Annotated in this window: 23 protein-coding genes, 1 tRNA gene, 2 pseudogenes and 1 riboswitch; of the genes and pseudogenes, 8 read left to right on the top strand and 18 right to left on the bottom strand. The window is 73.4% G+C overall.

The genetic code is table 11. The annotated features are described in order from the left end of the window. Nucleotides 1–109 precede the first annotated feature (109 nt). Nucleotides 110–442, bottom strand: a complete 333-nt coding sequence (locus GXW83_RS04265) for a hypothetical protein (protein ID WP_182441565.1) — start codon at nucleotides 440–442, stop codon at nucleotides 110–112. Nucleotides 443–526: 84 nt separating this feature from the next. On the opposite strand from GXW83_RS04265, the gene GXW83_RS04260 reads away from it, so the two are divergent. Then, complete coding sequence (locus GXW83_RS04260) at nucleotides 527–841, top strand: hypothetical protein (protein ID WP_182441564.1); 315 nt, start codon at nucleotides 527–529, stop codon at nucleotides 839–841. A 424-nt stretch (nucleotides 842–1,265) separates the two neighbouring features. Here the strand turns inward: GXW83_RS04260 and GXW83_RS04255 are convergent, their stop codons facing one another. Further along, complete coding sequence (locus tag GXW83_RS04255; RefSeq protein WP_182441563.1) at nucleotides 1,266–2,666, bottom strand: cystathionine beta-synthase; 1,401 nt, start codon at nucleotides 2,664–2,666, stop codon at nucleotides 1,266–1,268. 193 nt (nucleotides 2,667–2,859) lie between these two features. Here GXW83_RS04255 and GXW83_RS04250 point away from each other — a divergent pair, with 193 nt between their 5' ends. The 3 genes from GXW83_RS04250 (at nucleotide 2,860) to GXW83_RS04240 (ending at nucleotide 6,342) form a co-directional block, all read left to right on the top strand. After that, on the top strand, nucleotides 2,860–3,912 hold the full coding sequence (locus GXW83_RS04250) for an SGNH/GDSL hydrolase family protein (RefSeq protein ID WP_225446749.1): 1,053 nt from the start codon (nucleotides 2,860–2,862) through the stop codon (nucleotides 3,910–3,912). Nucleotides 3,913–3,956: 44 nt separating this feature from the next. Then, on the top strand, nucleotides 3,957–5,180 hold the full coding sequence (locus tag GXW83_RS04245; RefSeq protein ID WP_182441561.1) for an acetyl-CoA C-acetyltransferase: 1,224 nt from the start codon (nucleotides 3,957–3,959) through the stop codon (nucleotides 5,178–5,180). Between the two features lie 298 nt (nucleotides 5,181–5,478). Further along, the gene (locus tag GXW83_RS04240; protein ID WP_182441560.1) at nucleotides 5,479–6,342 is read left to right on the top strand and encodes a hypothetical protein; all 864 of its coding nucleotides are present in this window, start codon (nucleotides 5,479–5,481) and stop codon (nucleotides 6,340–6,342) included. Here the strand turns inward: GXW83_RS04240 and GXW83_RS04235 are convergent. Beyond that, nucleotides 6,306–6,695 carry a hypothetical protein gene (locus tag GXW83_RS04235; protein ID WP_182441559.1) on the bottom strand — a complete coding sequence of 130 codons (390 nt, stop codon included), beginning with the start codon at nucleotides 6,693–6,695 and terminating at the stop codon, nucleotides 6,306–6,308. The genes GXW83_RS04240 and GXW83_RS04235 overlap by 37 nt on opposite strands. A gap of 193 nt (nucleotides 6,696–6,888) precedes the next feature. Here GXW83_RS04235 and GXW83_RS04230 point away from each other — a divergent pair, with 193 nt between their 5' ends. Next, nucleotides 6,889–7,116, top strand: coding sequence for a DUF4287 domain-containing protein (locus GXW83_RS04230; RefSeq protein WP_370466856.1), 228 nt, complete (start codon nucleotides 6,889–6,891; stop codon nucleotides 7,114–7,116). Between the two features lie 207 nt (nucleotides 7,117–7,323). On the opposite strand, the gene GXW83_RS04225 is transcribed toward GXW83_RS04230, so the two are convergent. Beyond that, nucleotides 7,324–7,405, bottom strand: a tRNA-Leu gene (locus tag GXW83_RS04225). A gap of 358 nt (nucleotides 7,406–7,763) precedes the next feature. Here GXW83_RS04225 and GXW83_RS04220 point away from each other — a divergent pair. Beyond that, nucleotides 7,764–7,950 (top strand): annotated as a pseudogene (locus GXW83_RS04220) (FtsX-like permease family protein); the annotation flags it as partial. A 190-nt stretch (nucleotides 7,951–8,140) separates the two neighbouring features. On the opposite strand, the gene GXW83_RS04215 reads toward GXW83_RS04220, so the two are convergent. The 6 genes from GXW83_RS04215 to GXW83_RS04190 all read right to left on the bottom strand — a co-directional run bounded on the left by GXW83_RS04215 (nucleotide 8,141) and on the right by GXW83_RS04190 (nucleotide 14,154). Next, nucleotides 8,141–9,505, bottom strand: a complete 1,365-nt coding sequence (locus GXW83_RS04215; protein ID WP_182441557.1) for an NAD(P)/FAD-dependent oxidoreductase — start codon at nucleotides 9,503–9,505, stop codon at nucleotides 8,141–8,143. A gap of 307 nt (nucleotides 9,506–9,812) precedes the next feature. Continuing rightward, nucleotides 9,813–10,736 (bottom strand): Ppx/GppA phosphatase family protein, encoded by a 924-nt coding sequence (locus tag GXW83_RS04210; RefSeq protein ID WP_182441556.1) that lies wholly within the window; start codon nucleotides 10,734–10,736, stop codon nucleotides 9,813–9,815. After that, nucleotides 10,733–11,293, bottom strand: a complete 561-nt coding sequence (locus GXW83_RS04205) for a DUF501 domain-containing protein (RefSeq protein WP_182441555.1) — start codon at nucleotides 11,291–11,293, stop codon at nucleotides 10,733–10,735. The genes GXW83_RS04210 and GXW83_RS04205 overlap by 4 nt, the downstream gene beginning before the upstream one ends. Before the next feature lie 84 nt (nucleotides 11,294–11,377). Continuing rightward, nucleotides 11,378–11,806 carry a septum formation initiator family protein gene (locus GXW83_RS04200; RefSeq protein WP_182441554.1) on the bottom strand — a complete coding sequence of 143 codons (429 nt, stop codon included), beginning with the start codon at nucleotides 11,804–11,806 and terminating at the stop codon, nucleotides 11,378–11,380. Between the two features lie 86 nt (nucleotides 11,807–11,892). Continuing rightward, the gene (eno, locus tag GXW83_RS04195; RefSeq protein WP_182441553.1) at nucleotides 11,893–13,179 is read right to left on the bottom strand and encodes a phosphopyruvate hydratase; all 1,287 of its coding nucleotides are present in this window, start codon (nucleotides 13,177–13,179) and stop codon (nucleotides 11,893–11,895) included. 171 nt (nucleotides 13,180–13,350) lie between these two features. Next, nucleotides 13,351–14,154 carry a transglycosylase family protein gene (locus GXW83_RS04190; protein ID WP_182441552.1) on the bottom strand — a complete coding sequence of 268 codons (804 nt, stop codon included), beginning with the start codon at nucleotides 14,152–14,154 and terminating at the stop codon, nucleotides 13,351–13,353. A gap of 3 nt (nucleotides 14,155–14,157) precedes the next feature. Beyond that, a riboswitch (cyclic di-AMP (ydaO/yuaA leader) is annotated at nucleotides 14,158–14,307 on the bottom strand. A gap of 197 nt (nucleotides 14,308–14,504) precedes the next feature. Between GXW83_RS04190 and GXW83_RS04185 the strand changes: the two genes are divergently transcribed. Together GXW83_RS04185 and GXW83_RS04180 are read left to right on the top strand one after the other, a co-directional pair. Beyond that, nucleotides 14,505–15,752, top strand: coding sequence for a cytochrome P450 (locus tag GXW83_RS04185; protein WP_182441551.1), 1,248 nt, complete (start codon nucleotides 14,505–14,507; stop codon nucleotides 15,750–15,752). 184 nt (nucleotides 15,753–15,936) lie between these two features. Next, nucleotides 15,937–16,767, top strand: coding sequence for an SDR family oxidoreductase (locus GXW83_RS04180; RefSeq protein ID WP_182441550.1), 831 nt, complete (start codon nucleotides 15,937–15,939; stop codon nucleotides 16,765–16,767). A gap of 38 nt (nucleotides 16,768–16,805) precedes the next feature. Here GXW83_RS04180 and GXW83_RS04175 read toward each other — a convergent pair whose 3' ends face one another. From GXW83_RS04175 to GXW83_RS04140, 8 genes and pseudogenes are all read right to left on the bottom strand, one after another. Next, entirely contained in the window at nucleotides 16,806–17,831 is a 1,026-nt protein-coding gene (locus GXW83_RS04175; protein WP_225446748.1) for an LLM class F420-dependent oxidoreductase, read from the bottom strand. Nucleotides 17,832–17,900: 69 nt separating this feature from the next. After that, nucleotides 17,901–18,601 (bottom strand): annotated as a pseudogene (locus GXW83_RS04170) (endonuclease V). Next, a complete protein-coding gene (locus GXW83_RS04165; RefSeq protein ID WP_182441549.1) occupies nucleotides 18,601–19,644 on the bottom strand; it encodes a MazG family protein in 1,044 nt (347 codons plus the stop codon). Before GXW83_RS04165 ends, GXW83_RS04170 begins: the two are co-directional and overlap by 1 nt. Before the next feature lie 28 nt (nucleotides 19,645–19,672). Then, entirely contained in the window at nucleotides 19,673–21,847 is a 2,175-nt protein-coding gene (locus tag GXW83_RS04160) for a glycosyltransferase family 39 protein (protein WP_225446747.1), read from the bottom strand. Between the two features lie 100 nt (nucleotides 21,848–21,947). Continuing rightward, a complete protein-coding gene (locus GXW83_RS04155) occupies nucleotides 21,948–23,528 on the bottom strand; it encodes a cell wall metabolism sensor histidine kinase WalK (protein WP_225446746.1) in 1,581 nt (526 codons plus the stop codon). A gap of 53 nt (nucleotides 23,529–23,581) precedes the next feature. After that, nucleotides 23,582–24,346 (bottom strand): response regulator transcription factor, encoded by a 765-nt coding sequence (locus GXW83_RS04150; protein ID WP_182441547.1) that lies wholly within the window; start codon nucleotides 24,344–24,346, stop codon nucleotides 23,582–23,584. A gap of 117 nt (nucleotides 24,347–24,463) precedes the next feature. Beyond that, a complete protein-coding gene (locus tag GXW83_RS04145) occupies nucleotides 24,464–25,255 on the bottom strand; it encodes a rhomboid family intramembrane serine protease (protein ID WP_225446745.1) in 792 nt (263 codons plus the stop codon). 76 nt (nucleotides 25,256–25,331) lie between these two features. After that, nucleotides 25,332–26,360 carry an aldose 1-epimerase family protein gene (locus tag GXW83_RS04140; protein ID WP_182441546.1) on the bottom strand — a complete coding sequence of 343 codons (1,029 nt, stop codon included), beginning with the start codon at nucleotides 26,358–26,360 and terminating at the stop codon, nucleotides 25,332–25,334. Nucleotides 26,361–26,582: the final 222 nt, after the last annotated feature.

Here is a 26,582-nt window from a genome sequence, read left to right as displayed (position 1 = left end):
CGGCGGGCGGGGACGGCGAAGGGCGGCCCCGATGGCCGGGACCGCCCCTGAACCTGTGCGGGCGTCAGTCCTGCTGCGCCGGTCGTGCTGCGGGAGTCCTGCCGATGGGTCAGTCCTGCTGCGGCTCGCCCTCTCCGTCGTAGAGGTCCCAGTCCTCGTTCTCGGGGTCGTAGTCCACGGGCTGCGACTCCCAGGTGGCCTCGGCGAGGTCGACGCCGGGGATGCCCGACAGCATCGCCACCGGGTCGACGAAGTGGGCGATGGACCCGGCCGGGTCGATCTCGATGGCCGCGATCGCCTCCGCCCGCTCCTCGTCCTCGAGGAACGCGTCGTCACGCACCTGCTCCAGGGCCGCTGCCGCCAGGGCCTTCTCATCGACGATCTCGGCGATGAGTTCGATCTGCAGCCGGATGTAGCGCGGCTCGCTGGTCTCACTAGTCATGGATCGACCCTATCCAACGCAGCCGAAGCTCATTAGCATCGTGCGGAACCACACCGCTACCGAGTTTCCTCCCGGGAGCCCCCTTTGGGCACGCGCCGTCCGCTCACCACCACCGCTGTCGCCGCCGGAATCGGCACCGTCATCGCCCTGACGCTCGGGCCGATGGCCTCCGCCGCGACCAGCACGGCGGAGCGGCACGACCTGCGCCCGGCCTCCGCCGCGGCCGCCCCGGCCGCGCAGAGCGCACGGACCGTTCCGGGTACCGTCAGCGGCGGCAGCGGCAGCGGCCTGTCGCTGGCCGACACCGGCGTGGACACCGTCCCGTACGCGGTCAGCGGCCTGGGCTCGCTGATCGTCGGCGTGGGCCTGGTCTGCGCCGCCCGCCGCTTCGCCTCCTGACGGACGCACCCGGCGCGTACCCGGCGCGGGCTTCACAGCCGCAGCGCCTCAGCCCCCACACACACCAGCAGGGCCGGTCCGCGAAGGACCGGCCCTGATGTCTCCGCCATGTTCCCCCACCCGGGAACGCGGAGCCTGGTGCCACGGGGCCGCCGCACCCCGGGCCAGGGGCCCAGGGGCGGGACGACGGCGGTCCCCGCGGGCGGACGCGGCCGGCCGGGTCAGGGCCGTCCGACGCGTCCTGTTGGTGACTGCGGTGTCCGGGAGCCGCTCCGGTCCGCCGCTGTCACCAAGCTCGGCTTCTTGCCGTTGACACCACAATGACGGTCGGTTGTTAACCGCGTGCTGCCGGTGCATGTCGTGGACGTACCGATGACCGGCCCGTCTGTGAACTCCGGGCACACGCGGCCGACCGCCGCCGGGCTCAGTGCACGCCGTGCTGCGCCATGAAGGCCAGCAGGTCCTGCCTGGTCACGATGCCCTGGGGCTTGCCGTCGACCAGCACCACGGCGGCGTCGGCGCGCTCCAGGACGGCCATCAGCCGGGTGATGGACTCGCCGGAGCCGACGACGGGCAGCGGCGCCGACATGTGGCCCTCGATCGGGTCGCCGAGCTCGAAGCGCTTGGCGAACAGGCCGTCCAGCAGGTCGCGCTCGACGATGGAACCGATGACCTCACCGGCCATGACGTCCGGGTGGCCCGCGCCGGGCGAGACCACGGGCAGCTGCGAGACGCCGTACTCGCGCAGGATCTGCACCGCCTCGCCGACCGACTCGCTGGGGTGCATGTGGACGAACTGCGGGATGCCCTCGTGCTCCAGGGCGTCCTTGCGGGCCAGGACGTCCCCGGCGACCGACTCCGGGCCGCCCTCGTCCAGGAAGCCGTAGTCCTGCATCCAGTCGTCGTTGAAGATCTTGGAGAGGTAGCCGCGGCCGGAGTCCGGCAGCAGCACCACGACCACGTCGTCCGGGCCGAGCCGCTCGGCCACCCGCAGCGCGGCGACCACGGCCATCCCGCAGGAGCCGCCGACCAGCAGGCCCTCCTCCTTGGCCAGGCGGCGGGTCATCTGGAAGGAGTCCTTGTCGGAGACCGGGACGATCTCGTCGGCCACCTCGCGGTCGTAGGCGGTCGGCCAGAAGTCCTCGCCGACGCCCTCGACCAGGTAGGGGCGGCCGGTGCCGCCGGAGTAGACGGAGCCCTCCGGGTCGGCGCCGATGACCTGCACCCGGCCCTGCGAGGCGTCCTTCAGGTAGCGGCCGGTGCCGGAGATGGTGCCGCCGGTGCCGACGCCCGCCACGAAGTGGGTGATCCGGCCGTCCGTCTGCTCCCACAGCTCGGGCCCGGTGGAGCCGTAGTGGCTGGCCGGGTTGTTCGGGTTGGAGTACTGGTCGGGCTTCCAGGCGCCCGGGGTCTCCCGGACCAGCCGGTCGCTGACGTTGTAGTACGAGTCGGGGTGCTCGGGGGCGACGGCGGTCGGGCAGACCACGACCTCGGCGCCGTAGGCCCGCAGCACGTTGATCTTGTCGGTGGACACCTTGTCGGGGCAGACGAAGATGCAGCGGTAGCCCTTCTGCTGGGCGACGATCGCCAGCCCCACCCCGGTGTTGCCCGAGGTCGGCTCGACGATCGTGCCGCCGGGCTTCAGCTCCCCCGACGCCTCTGCCGCTTCGATCATCCGCATGGCGATGCGGTCCTTCACCGACCCGCCGGGATTGAAGTACTCGACCTTGGCCAGGACGGTGGCACTGATTCCCTCGGTGACCTTGTTGAGTCGTACCAGAGGGGTGTTGCCGACCAGGTCGATGATCGAATCGTGATACCGCACGGGGTCTCCTCCGCGGTTAGCCGGAAATCTACGGGGCGCACGGTTTGTCGCCTCCGTGGGGATCAGCGTAATGGGGCAGACTCCCTGGGTAGGTACGACTCGGTAACGACAGCGTCGCAGCGCAGAGCCCCCGGAGCGGACAGCGCCACCGCCGGGGAGGGGGACCGCAGGCGACGGGAGAATGGGGTCGCTCATGTCGCGGGAACGGGTGGCACGACGTATCGCCGCTGCGGCGGCCTACGGCGGCGGCGGGATCGGACTGCTCGGGGTGGGCTTCGCCGGGCTGCTGCTGACCGAGGCCAAGCTGGCCGAGATCCAGCTGAACACCCTGCACGGCGAGCCCCCGCGCGCCGACGGCCTGTACGGGCGCGAGTTCGACGGCGGCGAGGAGCCGCCGGTGCGGATGGCGGTGCTCGGCGACTCCACCGCGGCCGGCTTCGGCGTCGACCGCGGCCGGGACACCCCCGGCGCGCTGCTGGCCGGGGGCATCGCGGCGATGGCCGAGCGCCCGGTCCGGCTGACCGTGGCGGCGGTGAACGGGGCCGCCTCGGACGACCTGGAACGCCAGCTGCTGCAGGCCCTGGAGGCCGAGCCGGAGCTGGACATCGCCCTGATCATGATCGGCGCCAACGACGTCACCAAGCGCACCAAGCTGGCGGACGCGGTGCGGATGCTCGGCGACACGGTACGGCGGCTGCGCGCCGCCGGGGCCGAGGTGATCGTCGGCACCTGCCCCGACCTGGGCACCATCCAGCCGGTGCGGCCGCCGCTGCGGACCGTCGCCCGGCGGGCCAGCCGGCAGCTGGCGGCGGCGCAGACCATCGCCGTGGTGGAGTCCGGCGGCCGCAGCGTCTCGCTGGGGGCGCTGCTGGGCCCGGAGTTCGACCACCGGCCGGAGATGTTCGCCGCGGACCGCTACCACCCCTCCGCGCAGGGCTACCAGACCGCCGCCATGGCGCTGCTGCCGTCGATGTGCGCGGCGCTGGGCGTCTGGCCGGAGGAGGAGCGCCCGGACGCGTTCCGCGGCGAGGGCCTGCTGCCGGTGACCCAGGCCGCCGCGCAGGCGGCCGGCCGCGGCGGCACCGAGGTGGCCGGGGCGGAGGTGCTGGGCGCCGACTCCGGGCCGCGCGGACGCTGGGCACTGCTGAAGAACCGGCGCAGGCGCACCCTGCCGACCGGGGCGGCCGGGGCAACGTCGGGGAATTCACACAGCACCGACGCTGACGCCGCAGCTACCGAGGGGTAATTTGGGCCGGAAGTCCGCCCGCCCGCCTGGAACCTGGAGTCCTCATGCCCGAAGCCGTCATCGTCAGTGCCGCCCGCTCGCCGATCGGCCGGGCGTTCAAGGGGTCGCTGAAGGACGTGCGTCCGGACGACCTGACCGCGCACATCGTCCAGGCGGCACTGGCCAAGGTCCCCGAGCTGGACCCGCGCGACATCGACGACCTGATGCTGGGCTGCGGCCTGCCCGGCGGCGAGCAGGGCTACAACCTGGGCCGGGTCGTCGCCGTTCAGCTGGGCATGGACCACCTGCCGGGCTGTACCGTCACCCGCTACTGCTCCTCCTCGCTGCAGACCACGCGGATGGCACTGCACGCGATCAAGGCGGGCGAGGGCGACGTCTTCATCTCGGCCGGCGTGGAGACCGTCTCCCGCAGCGTCAAGGGCTCCTCGGACGGCCTGCCGGACACCAAGAACCCGCTGTTCGCCGCGGCCGAGGAGCGCACCGCCGCCACCGCGGCGCTGACCGGCGCCCCGGTCTGGGAGGACCCGCGCCAGAGCGGGCTGGTGCCGGACGTCTACATCGCCATGGGCCAGACCGCGGAGAACCTGGCCAAGCTCAAGGGCATCAGCCGCCAGGAGCAGGACGAGTTCGGCGTGCGCTCGCAGAACCTCGCCGAGAAGGCCATCGCGGACGGCTTCTGGGCCCGCGAGATCACCCCGGTGACCACCCCCGACGGCACCGTCGTCAGCAAGGACGACGGCCCGCGCGCCGGGGTGACCCTGGAGGCCGTCTCCGGCCTCAAGCCGGTCTTCCGCCCGGACGGCAGCGTCAACGCGGGCAACTGCTGCCCGCTGAACGACGGCGCCGCCGCGCTGGTGGTCATGTCCGACACCAAGGCCCGGGAGCTGGGCCTGACGCCGCTGGCGCGGATCGTCTCCACCGGCGTGTCCGGGCTCTCCCCGGAGATCATGGGCTACGGGCCGGTCGAGGCGTCCAAGCAGGCGCTGCGCCGCGCGGGCCTGTCCATCGGCGACATCGACCTGGTCGAGATCAACGAGGCGTTCGCCGCGCAGGTCATCCCCTCGTACCGGGACCTGGGCATCGACCTGGACCGGCTGAACGTCAACGGCGGCGGTATCGCCGTCGGCCACCCCTTCGGCATGACCGGCGCGCGGATCACCACCACGCTGATCAACTCGCTCCAGTGGCACGACAAGCAGTTCGGCCTGGAGACCATGTGCGTCGGCGGCGGCCAGGGCATGGCCATGGTCATCGAGCGGCTCAGCTGAGCCCGGCGGCCCGTCCCGGTGCGCCGAAAGAGGCAGCCGTGACACGTTTGGGCTAGCGGCACGGGGGTAAAGTTCGGGTCACGTTTCTCACGTGGCCCGAACCTCTTTCTTTAGGCTTCCGGTACCTTTTATCGACCCCGGGTAATCAATCTCTCACCCTGCGTCGAATTTTTCCGGTCAGCTATTTCCGGAAATGTCGTACGTCACATACGACTCTCATCTTCGGCACTCCCGCTCCCTGCCCGGCTGCGGCACTGTTGGGACTGACCGCAGTTCGACCCTTCGCTAGGGGTGCCCCGTGACAGTCCTCCTCGTCGTCCTCGCTTCACTGCTGTTCGTCCTCGCCGCCGCGACCGCGATCGGCGCGCTCACCGCCGTCCGCATGATCCGGTCGTTGACCCGTGGTTTCGACGCGTCCGTGCGCGACGCCGTCGCCACCGCGCTGGCGGAGGACCGGGAGCGGGAGATGGCCGAGGCGCGGGCGTTCTGGGCCGAGCAGGAGGCCCGGGCCGCCGAGGACGCCGTCTCCCCGGAGGACGAGGCCGGTCTGGAGGGCCTGCTGGAGGGCGCCGACCTGGTGCTGCTGCCGGCCCCGCGCGGCTACGTCGACGACGAGGGCACCATGGACCCGGAGTTCGCCGACGCGCTGCGCAGCGCCCTGGAGGACCTGATCTCCGAGACCGACCCGGCCCGCGGCGGCCACGGCGGCACGGCCGGGGCCGGCGGCGGCTCGACCGGCGGCAGCAGCGGCAGCAGCACCGGCGGCGGCAGCGCCCCGACCGCGACCGGCTCCACCGCGATCCCGCGCCCGAGCCGCCCGCACCACCCCTCCGTGCCCGGCTTCGTGCCGCAGCCGGTGGCCACCCCGGAGTGGACCGATCTGCGGCTGCTGGAGCTGGTGGACGTCGGCATCGTGCTGCGGGACGTCCGCCCCGGCCCGATGGGCACCCTGGACGTCTACGTGTTCGAGGACGAGACCACGCTGTGCATCGCCCCCGGCGACCGGGCGGCCGGCGGGCGGATCATCGAGGCGATCACCGAGGGCGCCGAGGTGACCCTGCTGGGCTCCTCCCGGCTGCCGGGCGGCCACGCGCTCACCTTCGGCCTCGGCGACGACGAGACCGTCTACATCCTCGCGGACCGCGTGGTCGCCAGCCTCTGAGCGGTCCCGGCCACCAGCTCCAGCGCCTCCGCCAGCACCCGCGCGGCCTCGGAGCCTTCGCCGCCCCCGCTGTCCTCAGCGCCGTCGCCGCCGTCCCCGTCGCCGTCCGGGCGGGCGGTCGCGGCGGCGGCCAGGTCGTGTGCGGCCAGGGCGATCTGGTCGCCCACCACGAACACCCCGGCCTCGGGCATCTCCCGCACCGGCAGCCCCTCCAGCCGCTGGGCGGCGACGGCCAGCCGCCGCGCGAGGTCCAGGCCGACCGGCGCGAGCCGGGTGAGGCTGCTCTCCGGCATCGAGCGGAAACGGTCCGCGAGACGCTCGGCTGCGGCAAGGAAGGGCGAGGGATCGGGCATCTGCCGAGCGTATCCGGACACCAGGGATGAAGCGGACCCGACCCGGGTACGGAAGTGGCTACCCGGACAGTTGCCACAGCCCGACGACTGCGGCACAGTCGGTCCAAGGGGACCGGTGGCAGGCGGCTGTTCCCCCGCCCCGCGCCCGGCCCCCTCCGGCAGAACCACCCCCTGGAGGCGCCCAGTGTCCCTCATGTACTCCGCCGAGACCCACCAGAACCTGCTGTCCCGCATCCCCGCGGTGACCGGGCGCGAACTCAGCGCCTGGCTCCAGGCCGTGGACGAGGGCCCGAGCCTGCACCGCTGCGAGGAGAAGATCGACTGGCTGCGCGGGACCTACGGGATCTCGTACGGCTACGCCAAGGCCATCGTCCACGAGCACGACCTCCGCCGGGCCGCCGCCCGCATGTCGCAGGACTAGCCGCCGTACCGCCACGGCCGCACGAGGCCGCAAGGCCGTTCGCAGGAGCGGGGCTCGCCCCCGGCCTGCTCGGGGCTCCGGTCAGGGTCCGTTCAGGGCCCGGTCCGGGGCCCCGCGGCGCGTCCGCGCCCGCCGTCCACGTGCCACTGCCGGGCAGCGGCAGGTCACCGGGATGACCTGCCCATGCCACCTTCGTAGCAACACGTGTGCCCGGAGCCGGATTTGAACCGGCACGGCCTGGCGGCCAGCGAGGTTTAAGCTCGCCGTGTCTGCATTCCACCATCCGGGCCTGTCCGCACCCTGAGCCTAGCCGCCCACCACCCCCGATACTCCCGTACCCGTGGGGAAGTTGTCTCATTTCACAGCACTCTGACGCATCGTCGGCTCAGTTTGGCAAGTCGAGCACCGCTGCGGAGCGGGTACTGACGATCGGGGGACGTACCCCGGGAGCCGGTCAGGGTCGGCTCATCCCTGTGAAGGACCGGTGGCCACGCGCCGTTCGCCGCAAGGGAGGAGGCCCGACCGTCCGCCGGGTCGACTACGCGGCGTGATCGCGCCGCAAGGATGAGGGAGCGCGCGGCGTCCGGCCGCGACCTCCCCCTCCGCCTCCCTGCAGTCCACGTGACCACCTCCCTGCGCACCGACGCAGCCTCCTGGGCGTGGTCAACACCCTGGCCATGTCGGTGTTCGAGCGCAAGCGGGAGATCGGCATGCTGCGGGCGATCGGCCTGGACGGCGCGGCGTCAAGCGGATGGTCCGCTGGAGTCGGTGGTGATCGCGGCGTTCGGCGCGGTGCTGGGGATCGCCGTCGGCAGCTTCCTGGCCTGGGCGGCGGTCCGGCTGGACGTCCTGCAGAGCATTACGGCCGACTGACCCGGCGGGCGGTCAGCGCGGACCCCGGGAGTCCGCCCCGGGAACGCCAGTGCCCCGGCCCAGATCGATCTGGGCCGGGGCACTTACGGCAGCGGTGCCGGTATGAGCACCACGGGTGTGGTCCGGCGACGCTGCCGGGCATGGGGGACGGTCAGGCGGGGACCTTCTCGGAGGGCGCCTTGGCCTGGGCGACCGGCTTCGGGGCGGGGGCCGCCGCCTCGACGAAGGTCTCGCGGGGACGCTCCATCTCCACCAGGGAGACGGTCTCGCGCTTCAGGAACATCGCCAGCGTCCAGTCGGCGAAGACCCGGATCTTGCGGTTCATGGTCGGCACCCGGCTGCCGTGGTACAGGCGGTGGAACCACCAGGCCGGACGGCCCTTCAGCTTGTACTTGCCGAAGAGGATCGCCACGCCCTTGTGCAGCCCGAGACCGGCCACCGCACCCAGGTTGGCGTGCTTGTACTCCTTCTGCGGGAAGCCCCGCATGCCGGAGACCACGTTGTCGCCGAGCACCAGCGCCTGGCGGACGGCGTGCTGGGCGTTGGGCGGGCACCAGGCACCCTCGCCGACGGCCAGGTCCGGCACCTGGGCGTTGTCGCCCGCGGCCCAGACGTTGTCGAAGCCGGTGACCTGCAGGGTCGGGCCGGCGTCGACGTGGCCGCGCGGGCCGAGCGGCAGGCCGAAGTCGGCCAGCGCCGGGTTGGGCTTGACGCCCGCGGTCCAGATGATGGTGGAGGCGTCCACCTCGACGCCGTTCTTCAGGACGACGTGCTTGTCGACGCAGGAGTCCATCGAGGTCTCGATGTAGATCTCGATGCCGCGCTCTTCGAGCTTCTCCTTGGTCCACAGACCGAGGTCCGGGCCCATCTCGGGGAGGATGCGGTTGGCCGCCTCCACCACGATGAAGCGCATGTCCTCGCGCTTCACGTTGTGGTAGATCTTCGCGGCGTCGCGCGCCATGTCCTCCAGCTCCGCGATGGTCTCGATGCCCGCGAAGCCGCCGCCGATGCAGACGAAGGTGAGCGCCTGCTTGCGCACCTTCTCGTCGGTGGTGGAGTCGGCCTTGTCCAGCTGGGCGATCACGTGGTTGCGGAGGCTGATGGCCTCCTCGACCGACTTGATGCCGATGCCGTGCTCGGCCAGACCGGGGATCGGGAAGGTGCGGGAGACCGAGCCCAGCGCCACGACCAGGTAGTCGAAGGGCAGCTCGTACGAGTCGCCCGCGGCCGGGGCGATGGTCGCCACCTTGCGCACCTGGTCAACGGAGGTGACGTGGCCCGTCAACACCTCCGCGCCCTTCAGGGTGCTGCGCAGGGGTGCGACGAGGTTGCGAGGCGCGACACTGCCGGCCGCCGCCTCGGGAAGGAAGGGCAGATACGTCATGTAGGACCGCGGGTCGACGACCGTGACGGTCGCCTCCCCGTAGCGCATCTTCTTGAGGATGCGCATCGCGGCATACATGCCGACGTATCCACCGCCGACGATGAGAATGCGAGGACGCTCCGTGGTGCTCATATCCGAAAGTATCCAGCACCCCTCGGAGCGCTGATTGTGGGCCTGGTCACATACCTCTGGACACCCCCTGCTACACTACGCGCCCCGCACCCCACCCCCACCGGCCTGCCGCCGGGCCCCGGGCGGCCCGGCAGGAGAAACCGCAGCTCGCCGCCGGTATTGCGATTGTGCGCACAACTGTGCGCCCCTGCCTTGGATCCAGGCCCCCGGACCGGTCAGCACCCTTGAGTCCCACAATTCGGACGTACCGACCGGTTGGGCTACATCGGCACGGGCATTCTCATGTGAAGAAATTCACGAACTTTTCTCAGGAGGCCCGCGCGGCGACGCTCCAGGCGATGCCGTCGAGGATGTCATGCTCACTGACGACCAGCTCACGGGCCCCGGTGCGCTCCATCACGGCCAGCAGCACCAGCGCCCCGGCGCCGATCACGTCCACCCGTCCGGGGTGCATCACCGGGATCGCCGCGCGCTCCTCGGGCGAGGCCGCCAGCAGCATCCGGGTCACCTCCCGGACCCGCTCCAGCGGGATGCGGGAGTGGTGGATCGCGGCCGAGTCGTACGCGGACAGCTCCAGCGCGATGCCGGCCACCGTGGTCACCGTGCCGGCCAGCCCGACCAGGGTGGCCGCGCCGGTCAGCGGCACCGTCCGGGCCGCCAGGTCCAGCGCCCGGGCGATGTCGGCCCGCATGGCGTCGACGTCCCCGCCGTGACGCTCGGTCATCCGGACGCAGCCGATGTCCACCGAGCGGGCAGCCTGCACCCAGTCCGTGCCCAGCACGAACTCGGTGGAGCCGCCGCCCAGGTCGAACACCAGGTAGGGCGGGACCAGGTCGGCCGAGCCCTGGAGCTCCCGGGTGGCCCCGGCGAAGGACAGCTCGGCCTCCTCGTCCCCGGTGATCACCTCCGGCTCCACGCCCAGGATGTCGCGGACCCCGGCGGTGAACTCGTCCCGGTTCTCGGCATCCCGGGAGGCGCTGGTGGCGACGAACCGCAGCCGCTCGGCGCCGTGCCCGGCGATCACCGCGGCGTACTCGCGGCAGGCCGCGAAGGTCCGCTCCAGCGCCTCCGGCGCCAGCCGCCCGGTCCGGTCCACGCCCTGGCCCAGGCGGACGATGGTCATCCGGCGGTCCAGGTCGCGCAGCTCCCCGGTCTCCGGGTCGAGGTCGGCGACCAGCAGCCGGATGGAGTTGGTGCCGCAGTCGACCGCGGCCACGCGCTGGGAGGTCACTGCTGCTCCCCCTCGGCGGTCCCGGCCGCCCCGTCCGCGGCTTCCCCGGCGGTCCCGGCGCAGACGCAGGGGCCCTTGCGCCACCACTCCGGCAGCTTCTCCAGCGCCTCGTCGCCCAGCGGGTTCACCCCGGGCCCGGCCGCCAGCGAGTGCCCCACCAGGACGTGCAGGCACTTCACCCGGTCCGGCATGCCGCCGGCGCTGGGGAAGCCCTCCAGCACCTCGATCGCGTCGCGCCTGGCGATGTAGTCCTCGTGGGCGCGGCGGTAGCCGGCCGCCAGCTCCGGATCCTCGGCGAGGCGGGCGGTCTGCTCCTTCATCAGCCCGTCGGCCTCCAGCGTGCCGATGGCCGAGGCCGCGCGCGGGCAGGTCAGGTAGTACAGCGTCGGGAACGGCGAGCCGTCCTCCAGCCGCGGCGCCGTCTCCACGACGTCCGGCAGGCCGCAGGGGCAGCGGTGGGCGACCGCGCGGAGCCCACGCGGCACCCGGCCGAGCTGGGCCGCGATCGCGGCGACGTCCTGGTCGGACACGCCTGGGCTGGCGGGGGTCTGGGTCATGAGTGCGTTGCCTTCTTCAAGAGCTTCGGAGCTTCGGAGGTTCGGGGACTTCGGGGACTTCGGGGCTTCGGTGGCTTCGGGCCGTCAGTGCTGGGCCGAGTCGGCCCGGTTCAGCGACTCGAACATGTTGTCGTACCAGGGCTGGGTCACCGCGCCCGGCTGGGGGGCGACGCCCGCCGACGGTCCGGCCGCGGCGCCCGGATCCGGGTCGACGGCCGAGAACGGCGTCTCGCCGGGGAAGCCGTAGTGCAGCCGCTCGCGGGCCTGCGCCTCGACGTAGGCCGGGTCCTGCCAGCGGGCCTTCTCCCGGCGCAGGACCTCCACCTGCGCCTGCGCCTGCCGGGCCGCGGCCTGCTGCTGGGCGATCTGCGCGCGCTGGGCGATGAACTGACGGGTCGGGTAGGCCAGCACCGCGACCAGCGAGCAGAACACCAGCGCGAGCACGGCGGCGCGCCCGGTGATCCGCGGCCTGCGGCCGGTCGCCGCCCTGCCGCCGCCTTCCCTGCCGCTCACCCGTTCACCCTCCCGATCGACGCCCGTGCCCCGCCGTCCACCCTAGAGGGTGCGGACGGCGGGGCACGGGAACTGCGGGCTACCGGTCAGGCGGACGGCGTGAAGCGCGGGAAGGCGCCGCGGCCGGCGTACTCGGCGGCGTCGTCGAGGATCTCCTCGATGCGCAGCAGCTGGTTGTACTTGGCGACGCGGTCGGTCCGGGCCGGGGCGCCGGCCTTGATCTGGCCGCAGTTGGTGGCGACGGCGAGGTCGGCGATGGTGACGTCCTCGGTCTCGCCGGAGCGGTGCGACATCATGCAGCGGAAGCCGTTGCGCTGGGCCAGCTCGACCGCGTCCAGGGTCTCGGTCAGCGAACCGATCTGGTTGACCTTGACCAGCAGGGAGTTGGCGATGCCCTCCTTGATGCCGCGGGCCAGGCGGGTCGGGTTGGTGACGAACAGGTCGTCGCCGACCAGCTGCACCTTGTCGCCCAGCTTGCTGGTGATGACCTTCCAGCCGGCCCAGTCGTCCTCGAACAGCGGGTCCTCGATGGAGACCAGCGGGTAGGCCGCGACCAGCTCCTCGTAGTACTCGGTCATCTCGGCGGCCGAGCGGTCCTTGCCCTCGAACTGGTACAGGCCGTCCTTGTAGAACTCGGACGCGGCGACGTCCAGCGCGAGCGCGATGTCGCGGCCGGGGACGAAGCCGGCCTCCTTGATGGCCTCGACGATGAGGTCCAGGGCGGCGCGGTTGGATTCCAGGTTCGGCGCGAAGCCGCCCTCGTCGCCCAGGCCGGTGGACAGGCCGCGCTGCTTCAGCACCGACTTGAGCCGGTGGTACACCTCGGAGCCCCAGCGGAGGGCCTCGGAGAAGGACTCCGCGCCGATCGGAGCGATCATGAACTCCTGGATGTCCACGTTGGAGTCCGCGTGCGAGCCGCCGTTGAGGATGTTCATCATCGGCACCGGCAGGACGTGCGCGTTCGGGCCGCCCAGGTAGCGGAACAGCGGCAGGTCGCTGGCCTCGGCCGCGGCGTGGGCCACGGCGAGCGAGACGCCGAGGATGGCGTTGGCGCCCAGCGAGGACTTGTCCGGGGTGGCGTCGAGGTCGAGCATGGCCTGGTCGATCAGGCGCTGCTCGGTGGCGTCGTAGCCGACCAGCTCCGGGCCGATCTGCTCGATGACCGCGAGCACGGCCTTCTCCACGCCCTTGCCGCCGTAGCGGGAGCTATCGCCGTCGCGCAGCTCCAGGGCTTCGAACGCGCCGGTGGAGGCGCCGGACGGGACGGCCGCACGCCCGGTGCTGCCGTCGTCGAGGCCGACCTCGACCTCGACCGTGGGGTTGCCTCGTGAGTCGAGGATCTCCCGGGCTACGACGACGTCGATGGACGGCACAGATGTCTCCTAGGGATTGCTGGAGGAAAGCCTTCTCCCTGAGCCTAGCCGCACCCGAAGCTCCAGCCATCAGGACCCGGCGGTCGTCTCACCGGACGGATCCCCTACTCACCGGTAGTTCACCTGGCGGCGACCTTCCGGGAGCAGGGGAACCGGGCAACGGCCCTGCGGTCAGCCCACCTGGAGGTGCTGGCCGGGGTAGATCAGGTCCGGGTTGCCGCCGACCGTGGACTTGTTGTCCTGGTACAGCGCCTCCCAGCCACCGCTCAGGTGCGCGGCGGCGGCGATGCCGGAGAGGGTGTCGCCGGCGCGGACGGTGTAGTTGCCGTGGCCGATCGCGTGCACGGCCGGGGCGGCGGCGTGGGTGGTCGCCGGGGCGCTGTGGGTGGTGTGGGTGGTGTGGGTGGTGGTCGGCGCGGCGGCGTGGCTCGGCGCGCTGCTGTGCGCGGCCGGGGCACTGGCGTGGGTGGTCGGGGCGGTCTGCGCGCTGGTCTGCTGCGCGGAGGAGTCGCTGGAGCCGCCGGAGTTGGATCCGGAGCCGGAGCCGGAGCCGCCCGAGGCGGGCGTGGTGCTGACGTCCGCCGGAGCGCCGCCCGCGGTCAGTCCGGCCTGCGGGCCGCAGACCGGCCAGGCGCCCGGGCCCTGCGAGGCGAGCACCTTCTCGGCGACCGCGATCTGCTGGCCCTGGGTGGCCAGGTTGGCGGTCGGGGCGTACTGCTGGCCGCCGTAGGCGTCCCAGGTGGAGGCGGAGAACTGCAGGCCGCCGTAGTAGCCGTTGCCGGTGTCTATCGACCAGTTGCCGCTGCTCTCGCACTGGGCGACCGCGTCCCAGGTGGAGACCGAGGCGGCCGAGGCGGCGGTGGCGCCGATGAGCGGGAGGACGACGCCGGTGCCCGCGATCACGCCGGTGGCCACAAGGCGCTTGCCGGTGCTGGTGCTGGGCTTGCGGTGGCGTCCGTTGCCGGAAAGAAGCATGACAGGATCCCTCTCCGACGCCTGCGAGGTGAGCTGTCGGGTTCGGGCCGTGAGGTAGCCCGGACGCTGGCGCGTCTTCACCCCAAGCCGCAGCGCTGTGAGCTGCGGCGACTTACCTGGTTCCCCCGCTCCTGCCCATGACGAAGTTCGTGGCCGCCGCACGGCTGGACAGGACTCGGCGTCCCGCGAGGCGGTGTCCGCGTGGGCGGACATGTCCGGGCAGGCTAGGCAGATGTCCCCGGAAATCTCAAGCTTCCCAGGAACACCTCACACTCCGCTCACCCTCCGTGCCCCGGCCCTCACCCCCGCAGCCGTCCCGGCCGCGCCGGTGCACCGGATACGGTCGGGGCATGCCGGATCAGCCCTCCCCGCCCGCCGCACCCGCCCTGTTCACCTGGGAGTTCGCCGCCGACCCCTACCCCGCGTACGCCTGGCTGCGCCGGCACGAGCCGGTGCGCTGGACCACGCTGCCGAGCGGGGTGGAGGCATGGCTGGTGACCCGGTACGCCGACGCGCGGACCGCGCTGGCGCACCCGGGGCTCAGCAAGAACCCCGCGCACCACGCCGAGTCCACCGCGGCCCGGGGCAGGACCGGCATCCCCGGTGAGCGCAGCGCCAACCTGATGACGCACCTGCTGAACATCGACCCGCCGGACCACACCCGGCTGCGCCGACTGGTCTCCAAGGCGTTCACCCCGCGCACCGTCGCCTCCTTCGCGCCCCGGGTGCAGGAGCTGACCGACCGCTTCATCGACGGCTTCGCCGGGCGGGGCAGCGCGGACCTGATCCACGAGTTCGCCTTCCCGCTGCCCATCTACACCATCTGCGACCTGCTCGGGGTGCCTGCCCGGGACCAGGACGACTTCCGCGACTGGGCCGGGATGATGATCCGTCACGGCGGCGGCCCGCGCGGCGGCGTGGCCCGGTCGGTCAAGAAGATCCGCGGCTACCTCGCCGAGCTCATCCACCACAAGCGCGAGCACCCCGGCGACGACCTGATCTCCGGCCTGATCAAGGCGTCCGACCACGGCGAGCACCTCACCGAGAACGAGGCCGCCGCCATGTGCTTCGTGCTGCTGTTCGCCGGCTTCGAGACCACCGTCAACCTGATCGGCAACGGCGCGTACGCGCTGCTGCGCCACCCCGAGCAGCGGGCGCTGCTGCAGGAGTCGGTGCGGCGCGGCGAACGCGAGCTGCTGGCCACCGGCGTCGAGGAACTGCTGCGCTGGGACGGCCCGGTGGAGCTGGCCACCTGGCGCTACGCCACCGAGCCGCTGGAGCTGGGCGGCCGGTCCATCGCGGTCGGCGACCCGGTGCTGGTGGTGCTCGCCGCCGCCGACCGCGATCCGGAGCGCTTCGCCGACCCGGACCGGCTCGACCTCACCCGGCGCGACAACCAGCACCTGGGCTACGGCCACGGCATCCACTACTGCATCGGCGCCCCGCTGGCCCGGTTGGAGGGGCAGACGGCGCTGGCCTCGCTGCTGACCAGGCTGCCCGATCTGGCCCTGGCCGCCGACCCGGAGGAGCTGCGCTGGCGCGGCGGCCTGATCATGCGCGGGCTGCGGGAGCTGCCGGTCGCCTTCACCCCGAGCTGACGGCAGGTCGCGGAAGCGGCAGCTCGTGGAACCGGCAGCTCGTGGTGACGGCTTGAGCACTCCTTGACGTGGCCCGGAGGTTGGGCCGCGCCGGTGGCGGGCACTGTTGCGGTGGCGGTGGGTTGCCTACGATCACCGGCAGTGCGCGGGCCTGTGCGGTGGTCCGGCGGGAGGAGCAGGAAACATGCAGATCAGTGGATCGGTCGTGGTGGTGACCGGTGCGGCCGGCGGCATCGGCTCGGCGCTGGCGCGGCGGTTCGCCGCCGAGGGCGCGCGCGGGCTGCTGCTGGCGGATCTGGACGCGGGCCGGGTCGAGGATCTGGCGCTGGCTCTGGACCGTGAGGGATGTCACACGGTGGGCGTCGGCAGCGACGTGACCCGGGAGAGCGACGTCCGGGCGCTGGTGGAGACCGCCGAGAAGCACCTCGGCCCGGTCGACCTGTTCTGCAGCAATGCCGGGCTGGGCTCCGGCGCGGGCATCGAGGCGTCCAACGAGGTGTGGCAGGCGTGCTGGGACACCAACGTGATGGCGCACGTGTACGCGGCGCGGGCGGTGCTGCCCGGCATGCTGAAGCGCGGCCACGGCTACCTGCTGCACACCGCCTCCGCCGCCGGGCTGCTGCAGATGCCCGGCGACGCGGCGTACACCGCGACCAAGCACGCGGCGGTGGCCTTCGCCGAGTCGCTGGCGGTGGCCTACGGCGACCGGGGCATCAAGGTCAGCGCGCTGTGCCCGCAGGGCGTGCACAGCGGCATGACCACCCGTGAGGACGTCCGGGCGGTGCTGAGCGCGTTCGGCGAGATGCTGACCCCGGAACAGGTCGCCGACGCGGTCATCCAGGGGCTGGCCGAGGAGCGGTTCCTGATCCTGCCGCACCCGGAGGTCGCCTCGTACGAGCAGGGCCGGGCGGCCGACCGGGACGGCTGGCTGGCGGGCGTGCGCAACGCGGTCGAGCAGCTGGAGGCGACGCTCCAGCGGAGGCTCAACCTGGCCGAGCCCCCGCCCGTGCGCTAGCCGCCCGGCCGGTGCCGACCGCCGCCGAGCTGCGGCGGTCAGCCCGGGCTGACCGCCAGGACCGCTTCGGCGACGGCCTTGCGGCGGTCGCGCGGCTCGGCGGCGGTGTCCAGCATCTGCGGGGTCGGCAGCACCGCCGGGACGGGCACGGTGACGCCGTTGGCGGCGTAGCGGCGGATGTGCTCGCGGCACTGCTCGGCGCTGCCGTGCACGATCAGCGCGTCCACCACCTCGTCCGGGACGGACGCCGCCGCGCCCTTGCGGTCGCCCGCGGCCCAGGCGTCCCACATCGGCTTCAGCACCTCGTCCCGGCCCAGCCAGCGGTGGAACGCGGCGTAGGCGGGGACGGTCAGGTAGCCGGCGATCAGCCGGCGGCCCAGCGCGCGGGCGTGCCCGGCGTCGGTGGTCGGGCAGACGAAGATCCGGGCGCCCACGGTCTTCCCGGCTCCCCCGGCGGCGTGGAACTCCGCGACGGCGGTGGTGACGTCCTCGGCGGAGAGCCAGTTGAGGATGGTGCCGTCGGCCTCCCGGGCGGCCAGCCGCAGCATGCCCGGGCGCAGCGCGGCCAGCAGCACCGGCGGTACCGGTGCGGGCACCCGCTCCAGCCGGAAGCGCCGCACGGCGAAGGTCTCGTACTGCTCGTCCACGGGCTGCCCGGTGAACGCGGCCCGCAGGAACCGCAGCACGTCCCGGCTGCGCTGGTACGGCTGCTCGTGCGGGACGGCGTTCCAGTCCCGGACGATGACCGGCGAGGACGCGCCGACGCCCAGCGTGAAGCGGCCCGGGGCGGCCTCGGCCAGGGCGGCGGCCTGCATGGCGAGCAGCGCCGGGCCACGGGTGTGGACCGGCACGATGGCCGTGCCGAGGTTCAGCTGCGGGGCCCAGACCGAGGCCAGCGCCAGCGGCGTGAAAGCGTCCGCCCCGGCGGTCTCCATGGACCACAGGTCGGTGAAGCCGAGGTCGGGCAGGGCCTCGACCAGGCGCCGCTGGTCGGGCAGCGGGATGCCGTCCAGCGGGAAGGTGATGCCCCAGCGGGGAGCGTTCGGCGTGGTGGGGGTCGTCATGGCCCCGATGCCACCACGCCCGCGCCGCGCAGGCAAGACCGGCACGAAGCGTCAGCGGGCTCAGCGGGCTCAGCGGGCTCCGGTGTCGGCCGCGAGGGCGTCGCGGGAGAGCCGGTCGGCGCGGCGGGTGGTCTCCGGGAGGCGGTGGCGGGGGCGGCGCGCAGGGTGAGCGCACAGGCGTCGTCCAGGTCGATGAGGTGGCCGGTGGAGACGGTGACCGGTTTCACGCCGTCCTGGGTGCGCAGCACCCGGGCGACCAGCTCGCCCTCGTGCCGGACGTCGGAGGCGGCGCCGCGCCGGTCGCCGGGCTCCTCCCAGCTGCCGAGCAGCGGGGTCTTGGCGACGCCGAGCGTCGGCAGGCAGGTGAGCAGGCCGAGGTGGCAGGCGAGGCCGAAGCGGCGGGGGTGGGCCAGGCCCTGGCCGTCGCAGAGCAGGACGTCCGGTGCGACGGTGAGCCGCTTCAGCGCGGTGACCAGGATCGGCAGCTCCCGGAAGGCGAACAGCCCGGGGATGTAGGGGAATCCGGCGGTGCCGACGGCCGTGGCGCTGTCGACCACCTCCAGCGTGTCCGCGTCCAGGACGACCACGGCAGCGGCCACCCGGTCGGCGGCGGCGCCGTGGCCGCCGCCGTAGGCGACGTCCAGCCCGGCCAGGGTGCGCGGCGGGCGGCGGGCCGGATCGCCGGCGCGGACCAGCGGGCGCAGCTCCGCCTGCAACGCCAGCGCCTCGGCCTCGGTCCCCGGCCAGGGGTGGATCTGCTGAACCTCCATCAGCTTCCTTGCTCGACCTGCCGGATGGCGTCGCGGTAGCGGCGGGCTGCCGCGCGCAGCTCGAACTCCGGGTCGAGACCGGCTTGCTGGGCCTCGACGGCGAGGGCCAGCAGCCGGGCGCCGACGGCCTGCTCCGGCTCCGCCTCCGGCAGCGGGACGTCCAGCCCGGCCTTGGCGACGCGGGAGCGCAGCTTGGCGGCGAGCGCCAACGCGGGCTGCGCCAGCGGGACTCCGTCCACCACCGACTGGCGCTGCTTCTCCACCGCCTTCAACTGCTCCCAGTTGGCCTCGACATGCTCGGCCGTGAGCGCGTCGACGTCGCCGAAGACGTGCGGGTGACGGTACGTCAGCTTGTCGACGAGGGCGCCCGCGACGTCGTCGATGCCGAACGGCTCCTCGGCGTTCTCCTCGGCGATCCGGGCGTGGAAGAACACCTGCAGCAGGACGTCGCCCAACTCCTCGCGCAGGGCCTCGCGGTCGCCCTCCTCGATCGCCTCGACCAGCTCGAACGCCTCCTCGATCAGGTACTTGACCAGGGACTCGTGGGTCTGGTCGGCGTCCCAGGGGCAGCCGCCGGGCGAACGCAGCCGGTCCATGACCGCGACCAGGTCCAGCAGCCGGGCGCCGGGCAGGTCGTAGGAGCCGGGCAGCAGCTCGATCTCCGGCATCGGGTCGAGGCCGCCCTCGACCGCGAGCCGGGCCAGCGAGCCGGTCAGCCCCGGATCGCCGTCGGCGCCGCCGATCCACACCACCACCGTGCCCGGGGCGGCCGCCTCGGCGAGGGTCCGGCCGAGCGCGAACGGCTCCGCCGCCACCATCTCGACCGGGACGCCCGCCTGCCGGACGTACGGCAGCTGCGGGTGCTCCGGATCGCCGACCAGCACCTGGGAGGCCCCGCGCAGGGCCTCCCAGGCGGGCCAGGAGAGCAGCCCCGGGGCCACCCGGTGAGTGGTGCCGAGCAGCACCAGCCGCCCGGCCGCCGGGAGGGTGTCGTCGGGTGCGCCGCCTGCCGCGCGGCCGTCTGCGGTGTCGTTGTCTGCCACGGCTCCCAACTTACCCGTCGGGACGGCCCTAGCCCTTCGGCTTGGTCAGGTCGTACAGCGTGACCCCGCCGACGGTGGTGGCGGTGTAGTGGGCGGCGACCCAGCTCGCAATCGCGGAGGAGTCGCTGCTGCCGCTGCTGCCGGCCATGCCGACGCCGCCGCCGATGAAGTAGTGGATCTTCTTGGCGCGGACGTCGTCCTCGAACTGGGCCAGGCTGGGCGCGGGGTCGGTGCCGTTGAAGCCGCCGACGGCCATCACCGGATCGCCGGTGGCGAGTTGGTAGCCGGCGGCGTTCTGCGAGCCGATCCCGGCGGCGACCCAGGTGTATGCGTGCGCGTCGGCCTTGAGCAGCGCGGTGACGGCGCTGCCCGGGTCGGAGCCGTTGAGCAGCGACCCGGCCCCACCGCCTGCGGCCCGACGCCCTGCGGCCGCACCGCCCCCGGCGAAGCCGCCCGCGCCGGGGGCGGTGCCGGTGCCGGTGCCCGCGCTTGTCCCGCCGCCGGTGCCGGTACGCGCACCCGTCCCGCCGCCGGCACCGCCCGCGCCCGGGGCGCCCGTACCGCCGCCCGCGCCGCCGGGGAAGCCGCCGGTGCCGGTGCCCGCGCCGGTGGGCGGCTGGCCGGTGCCGCCGGTGCCGCCGCCGGGGAAGCCGCGTCCGGCCGCGCCCTTGCCCGCCCCGCCGGGGCGTCCGCCGCCGCCCGGGGCGCCGCCGAAGCCGCCGCCGGCGACCGTCGGGCCCGCGCTGGGCAGCGAGCCGCCGTGCGCGGTGCCGACCGTCTGCAGGGTGTACGCCGCCGGTCCGGCCAGCCCCGCCGCCAGCCCGGCCAGGGCCAGCAGTGCCGCCGTCCGCGAGGGCAGCCACCCGGCGGCGACCAATCCCAGCGCGGCCAGCAGGCCGACGGCCAGCACCGCGTACCGCAGCCACGGCAGCCAGTCCGGGCTGCGCTGCAACAGCAGGTAGGCGGTGACGGCGGTGGCGCCGACCGCCAGCGCCAGCGCGGCGGAGGCGAACCAGGAGCCGCGCCGGGCCCAGAGCAGCCCCGCGCCCATGCCGATGATCGCCGCGATATACGGGGCCAGGGCGATGTTGTAGTACGGGTGGAAGATCCCCTGCATCAGGCTGAAGGTGAGGAAGGTGGTGACCAGGGCCAGGCCCCAGAGCAGGAAGGCCGCCCGGGCCGGATCGGTGCGGGCCGCGCGGCGGGTCAGCCAGAGGCCGGCGGCCAGCAGCACCAGCGCGGCCGGGAGCAGCCAGGCGATCTGCCCGCCCATGTCCGAGCCGAACAGCCGGGTCAGCCCGGTCGCGCCCCACATGCTGCTGCCGCCCCCGGCGCCGCCGCCCCCGCCGACGCTGCCGGTCTCCGATCCGTCCAGCCGGCCGAAGCCGTTGTATCCGAAGGTCAGTTCCAGGAAGCTGTTGTTCTGGCTGCCGCCGACATACGGACGGTACTGGGCGGGGGTCAGCTCCACGACGGCGACCCACCAGCCGCCGGTGACCACCAGCACCACCAGGGCCAGGCCGAGTTGCCGCACCCGCCGCCACACCCCGGTGGGCGCGAGCAGGGCGTAGGTCAGGCCGAGCGCGGGCACGATCAGGAACGCCTGCAGGGTCTTGGTGAGGAAGGCCGTGCCGATGCAGGCGGCCGCCAGCAGCAGCCAGCCGGTGCGGGCCTGCTCCTGGGCCCGCAGGGTGGCGTACCCGGCGAGGGTGAGCAGCAGCGCCAGCAGCGCGTCCGGGTTGTTGAAGCGGAACATCAGGGCCGCGACCGGGGTCAGCGCCAGCGCCGCGCCCGCGATCAGCCCGGCGGCGGCGGAGAAGCGGCGGCGTACCGCGAGGTGGACCACGGCGACGGTGGCGACGCCCTCCAGTGCCTGCGGGACCAGGATGGCCCAGGAGTTGACGCCGAACAGCCGGGTGGAGACCTCCATCACCCACAGGGCGGCCGGGGGCTTGTCCACGGTGATGAAGTTGGAGGCGTCGGAGGAGCCGTAGAACAGCGCCTCCCAGCTCTTGGTCCCGGCCTGGACGGCCGCCGAGTAGAACTGGTTGGCCCAGCCGGAGGCGCTCAGATCCCACAGGTAGAGCACGCCGGTGACCAGCAGCAACGCCAGGAGGGCGGGCCGGGCCCAGCGCGGGTCGGCGGGGCGGACGGGGGCCGGCGCGGTCCCGTCCAGGATCGGATCGGGCAGGGTCGCGGTCATGTCGTGTCGGCGCCTTCTCACTGGGAGCGGGGTGGAGGCTCCCAATCTCGCGCCGGGCGCTGTCGCCGAGGTGTGCCGGAGCTGTGAACGCGGTGTCAGCTCACGGCCGTACGCCGACGCCCCCGGCGGCGGTCGCTGCGGCGGGCCGGGCGGCAGGATCGGCATCCGGCTCGGCGTCCGGCTCGGCCGTCGGCAGCCGGACGGTGAACACGGTGTTCCCGGGCTCGCTGGCGACCTCGACCATGCCCCGGTGCGAGCCGACCACGGCCGCGACGATGGCCAGGCCCAGGCCGGTGCTGCCGGCGGCGCGGGAGCGCGAGTGGTCGCCCCGGGCAAAGCGTTCGAACACGCTGGGCAGCAGCTCGGGCGGGATGCCGGGGCCGTCGTCGGTGATCCGCACCACGCAGCTGCCGTCGGCGGCGGTGACGGAGGCGGTCACCGTCGTCCCGGCCGGGGTGTGCTTGCCCGCGTTGGCCAGCAGGTTCACCAGGACCTGGTGCAGCCGGTGCGGATCGCCGCCGACGACGACCGGCCCGTCGGGCAGCTCGACCTTCCAGCGGTGGTCGGGCACGGCGGCGTGGGCGTCCCGGACGGCGTCCACGACCAGCGGCGGGACGTCCACCGGCTGCCGCTCCAGCGGGCGTCCGGCGTCGAGCCGGGCGAGCAGCAGCAGATCCTCCACCAGCCGGGTCATCCGCCCGGCCTCGGACTCGATCCGGCTGAGCGCGTAGGCGGTGTCCGGGGGGACGCTGTCGCGTCCGCGCCGGGTCAGCTCGGCGTAGCCGCCGATGGACGCGAGGGGGGTGCGCAGCTCGTGGCTGGCGTCGGCGACGAACTGCCGGACCCGGGTCTCGCTGGCGTGGCGCGCGGTCAGGGCGGCCGAGACGTGGTCGATCAGCCGGTTCAGCGAGGCGCCCACCTGCCCGGCCTCGGTGCGGGCGTCGGTGTCGGCCTCGGGCACCCGGACCAGCTCGGCGACCTCGCCCTGGTCCAGCGGCAGCCGGGAGATCCGGGCGGCGGTGGCGGCGACCCGGTCCAGCGGCCGCAGCGAGAGCCGGATAACGGCGGCGGTGGCCAGGGCGGCGCCGATCACGCCCAGCACGGTGATCACGGCCTCGATGGCGACCAGTTCGTTGACGGTGCTCTCCACCGACTGCAACGGCACGCCGACGTACAGCCGTTGGCCGTCCTGCAGCACCTGCGCCAGGACCATGTAGTCGCCCAGGCCGGGCAGGGCGACGGTGTGCAGGTCGGAGTCGGTCCGGACGGCGGTCAGCGCGGCCTGCTGAGCGGTGGTCAGCAGGGGCAGCTGGAAGGCGCTGTTGCGCTCGCTGACGCCGGAGGAGGTGACCTTGCCGAGGGCGTCGGTCTCGGCGGCGACCGTGCCGGGCAGCTGTCCGGGCGAGGTCAGGAAGGCCACGCCGCCGCGGTTCGGGTCGGGCGAGGGCAGCGCGGAGGAGTGCGGTCCGACCTGCGACCCGGACTGCGAGCCCGAGTGGGCGCCCGACTGCGGGCCGGTGTGCGGACCGGACTGCGGGCCGGCGCCGTACGGATCGACGGCGAAGTCGGCCGTGGACCGCAGCTGCGCCTGCAGGTTGCCGGTTAGGTGCGCCTTGAGCAGGACCGTCGTGGACAGCCCGATGACCCCGCCGAGCAGGCCCATCAGCACCGTCGTGGTCACCAGCAGCCGGGTCCGCAGGGACCAGCTGGCCCAGCGGCGAACCCAGCCGCGCCTCACCGGACCGGCGCCGTCGCGTCCGCGGGCTTGAGCACGTAACCGGCGCCGCGCATGGTGTGGATCATCGGCGCGCGTCCGGCGTCTATCTTGCGGCGCAGGTACGAGATGTACAGCTCGACGACGTTGCCCTGGCCGCCGAAGTCGTACGACCACACCCGGTCCAGGATCTGCGGCTTGCTGAGCACCCGGCGCGGGTTGCGCATCAGGAAGCGCAGCAGCTCGAACTCGGTGGCGGTGAGCCGGATGGCGTCCTCGCCGCGGAACACCTCGTGGCTGTCCTCGTCCAGCGTGAGGTCGCCGACGACCAGCACCGACTCGGAGCGGGCGGCGGCGGCGCCGGAGCGGCGCAGCAGTCCGCGCAGCCGGGCGACGACCTCCTCCAGGCTGAACGGCTTGGTCACGTAGTCGTCGCCGCCGGCCGTGAGCCCGGCGATGCGGTCCTCGACGGCGTCCTTGGCGGTGAGGAACAGCACCGGCACGTCGTGCTGGTCGGCGCGCAGGCGGCGCATCACCTCCAGGCCGCTGAGGTCGGGCAGCATGACGTCGAGGATGACGGCGTCGGGACGGAAGTCGCGGGCGGCCCGCAGCGCGGTCGCGCCGTCGCCCGCGGTCGTGGTCTTCCAGCCCTCGTAGCGCAGCGCCATCGAGAGCAGGTCGGCGAGCGGCGCTTCGTCGTCGACGACCAGCACGCGCACGGGGGAGCCGTCGGGGCGGCGGAGATCGGTGGCGGCCGCATCGGAAGCAGAGGGCGTCGAGGTCATGTAGGCACGGTGCCGAGCAAACATGAAAAACGAGTAAGCCTGCTCTGTGTTTGTCCTGTGGATTGCGTGGTGATCCAGTAAGTGATCAGGAGAATTCCGGATCCTTCGGACCTTTGCTCACAACAGGCCGAGGTCGCCGAGCTCCTTGTGCAGGTCCTCCCGGCCGGAGCCGCTGCCGCTGCCCGGCGCGGGCACCACAGCCCTGCCGCCGGAGGCCGAACCCGAGCCGGAACCGCCGCCGGAGCCCGTGACGGCGGCGGCGGGCGCCGCGGCCGGGGCTCCCGGGGCCGGTATCGCCGCAGCCGGGCGCCGGTCGCGCAGCAGCCATGCCCCGGCGACGCCGCCGACCAGCCCGCCCAGGTGCGCCAGCCAGCTCACCCCCGGCGTGCCCGGCAGCGCGATGGTGACCAGGTAGGCGAAGGAGGCGGCCATGACCAGGCCGATCAGGGTGTCGATCAGGTGCCGGTCGAAGATGCCGCGGAAGACCACGTAGCCGAAGTAGCCGAAGATCAGCCCGCTGGCGCCCACACCCAGGGTGTCGCCGCTCTGGAAGAACCACACGGCGAGGCCGCTGGTGAGGGCGACCAGCAGGGTCAGCCAGAGGAAGCGGACCACGCCCCGGTAGGCGGCCAGGAAGCCGAAGACGAACAGCGGACCGGAGTTGCCCTCGATGTGCTGCCAGCTGAAGTGCAGGAAGGGCGAGGTGAAGACCTCCGGCAGCCGGCCGACCCGCTGCGGGATCAGGCCGTACTCCTGGTCCAGCTGGTAGTGCCCGGCCCAGTTGGCGATCTGCAGCGCCCAGATGACGACCATGAAGGAGAACATGACGAAGAAGGCCTTGCGGGCCTCCGCGATCATCTCCTCGGCGGTCCCGGGCCCCGGGCTCCGCCACCCCTGCATTCCGCGCATGTCCGTGCACCCCCTCGGCTCCCACTCTATGACGCCGGGGGCCGCCCGCGTGACCCCCTTTCGGGGGGTCACGGCGCTAGAGCGCCCGGATGCCCCAGTGGTGGCTCACCCGTTCGCCGGGCTCCAGCCGGATCACGTCCTCGCCGGTGGCGAAGGCGTTCGGCGGGCAGCTCATCGGCTCGACCGCGACCCCGGCCCTGCGGTGCGCCCCCGGCAGCCCGTCCGCCGTGTACAGCTGCAGCCAGCCGATCTCCGGGCCCACCCACAGCTCCGCGCCGTGCGTGCCGTCCGCGCTGGTGAGCCTGGTCCGGGCGCGGCCGTCCGGGTCGCGGCGCAGCCCGGTGTAGGCGGTGTCCAGCCGGGTGTCGCCGATCGCCCGGGGCGCGCGGAAGTCGTACGGCGTGCCGTCGACACTCTCCCGCCCGGTCGGGATCATGCGGTCGTCCACCGGGATCCAGGTGTCGGCGGGCAGTTCCAGCAGCGCCTCGTCCACGCTGCCCCCGCCCATGCCCAGGGTCAGGTACGGGTGCGCGCCGATGCCGTACGGCGCGGCGGTGCGGCCGACGTTGCGGGCCGCGACCTCCACGCTCAGGCCGGACTCGTCCAGGCGGTAGCCGGCGGTGAGGTCCAGCAGGTGCGGGTAGCCGTGCATGGGGTAGAGCCGCAGCCCGAAGCGGACCGAGGCGGCGTCCTCGGCCATGACCCGCCACGGCAGCCAGCGGACGAACCCGTGGCTGGCGTTGTGCGTGGGCGGTTCGCTGATGTCGAGCTGGCGCTCCTCGCCGTCGAAGCGGTAGCGGCCGTCGCGGACCCGGTTGGGCCAGGGGATGAGCAACTGCCCTGCGCCGCCCGGCGGCTGCTGCTCCTGCTGGTACTTCACCACCAGCGGTCGGCCGCGGTGGCTCAGGGCGCGCAGGCCGGCGCCCACGCCGGTCAGCACCGCACGGTAGTCGCCGAACTCGATGACCTGCTGCGGCCCGGTCGGGGAGGGCACGTCGGCCGGCGGCGCGACCTCCGCCAGGGGGGTGCTGCGGGCGGCGACAGGGGGCGCCGCGGCGGCGTTCGCAGGTGTGGGATGCGCGGGCGGGAGGTTCGCGTCTGCCATGTGCTCATCGTCGCACGAACGTGCCAAGGAGGGCCGCCCCACCCGCTGTCGCGCGCCCCGGCACTGCTAGTCTTTCCCTCCATTTGACATGTGTTCGATCGGTGGGGGTCTACCGATCGCCGCCGCCCGCACCCTCGCAGGCGGCGTCCACGCAGACCGGGGGCAGGTTCGGGGGGATGGGGGCGTCCCACGACCGACCGGCGCAGAGGCAGGGGCAGGGGC

It is taken from the genome of Streptacidiphilus sp. PB12-B1b, from assembly GCF_014084125.1.
Lineage (GTDB): Bacteria > Actinomycetota > Actinomycetes > Streptomycetales > Streptomycetaceae > Streptacidiphilus.
Note: the sequence above shows the minus strand (reverse complement) of the source record. Positions and strands in the feature narration are given on the sequence as shown.

Bases quoted from the DNA above. Each gene is read 5' to 3' on its own strand.
- GXW83_RS04235 (WP_182441559.1), bottom strand. From the start codon at position 6,695: ATGCCCGATCCCTCGCCCTTCCTTGCCGCAGCCGAGCGTCTCGCGGAC.
- GXW83_RS04250 (WP_225446749.1), top strand. From the start codon at position 2,860: ATGTCGCGGGAACGGGTGGCACGACGTATCGCCGCTGCGGCGGCCTAC.
- GXW83_RS04205 (WP_182441555.1), bottom strand. From the start codon at position 11,293: ATGACCCAGACCCCCGCCAGCCCAGGCGTGTCCGACCAGGACGTCGCC.
- GXW83_RS04185 (WP_182441551.1), top strand. From the start codon at position 14,505: ATGCCGGATCAGCCCTCCCCGCCCGCCGCACCCGCCCTGTTCACCTGG.
- GXW83_RS04215 (WP_182441557.1), bottom strand. From the start codon at position 9,505: ATGAGCACCACGGAGCGTCCTCGCATTCTCATCGTCGGCGGTGGATAC.
- GXW83_RS04140 (WP_182441546.1), bottom strand. From the start codon at position 26,360: ATGGCAGACGCGAACCTCCCGCCCGCGCATCCCACACCTGCGAACGCC.
- GXW83_RS04160 (WP_225446747.1), bottom strand. From the start codon at position 21,847: ATGACCGCGACCCTGCCCGATCCGATCCTGGACGGGACCGCGCCGGCC.
- GXW83_RS04145 (WP_225446745.1), bottom strand. From the start codon at position 25,255: ATGCGCGGAATGCAGGGGTGGCGGAGCCCGGGGCCCGGGACCGCCGAG.
- GXW83_RS04190 (WP_182441552.1), bottom strand. From the start codon at position 14,154: ATGCTTCTTTCCGGCAACGGACGCCACCGCAAGCCCAGCACCAGCACC.
- GXW83_RS04180 (WP_182441550.1), top strand. From the start codon at position 15,937: ATGCAGATCAGTGGATCGGTCGTGGTGGTGACCGGTGCGGCCGGCGGC.
- GXW83_RS04265 (WP_182441565.1), bottom strand. From the start codon at position 442: ATGACTAGTGAGACCAGCGAGCCGCGCTACATCCGGCTGCAGATCGAA.
- GXW83_RS04245 (WP_182441561.1), top strand. From the start codon at position 3,957: ATGCCCGAAGCCGTCATCGTCAGTGCCGCCCGCTCGCCGATCGGCCGG.
- GXW83_RS04230 (WP_370466856.1), top strand. From the start codon at position 6,889: ATGTACTCCGCCGAGACCCACCAGAACCTGCTGTCCCGCATCCCCGCG.
- GXW83_RS04150 (WP_182441547.1), bottom strand. From the start codon at position 24,346: ATGACCTCGACGCCCTCTGCTTCCGATGCGGCCGCCACCGATCTCCGC.
- GXW83_RS04175 (WP_225446748.1), bottom strand. From the start codon at position 17,831: ATGACGACCCCCACCACGCCGAACGCTCCCCGCTGGGGCATCACCTTC.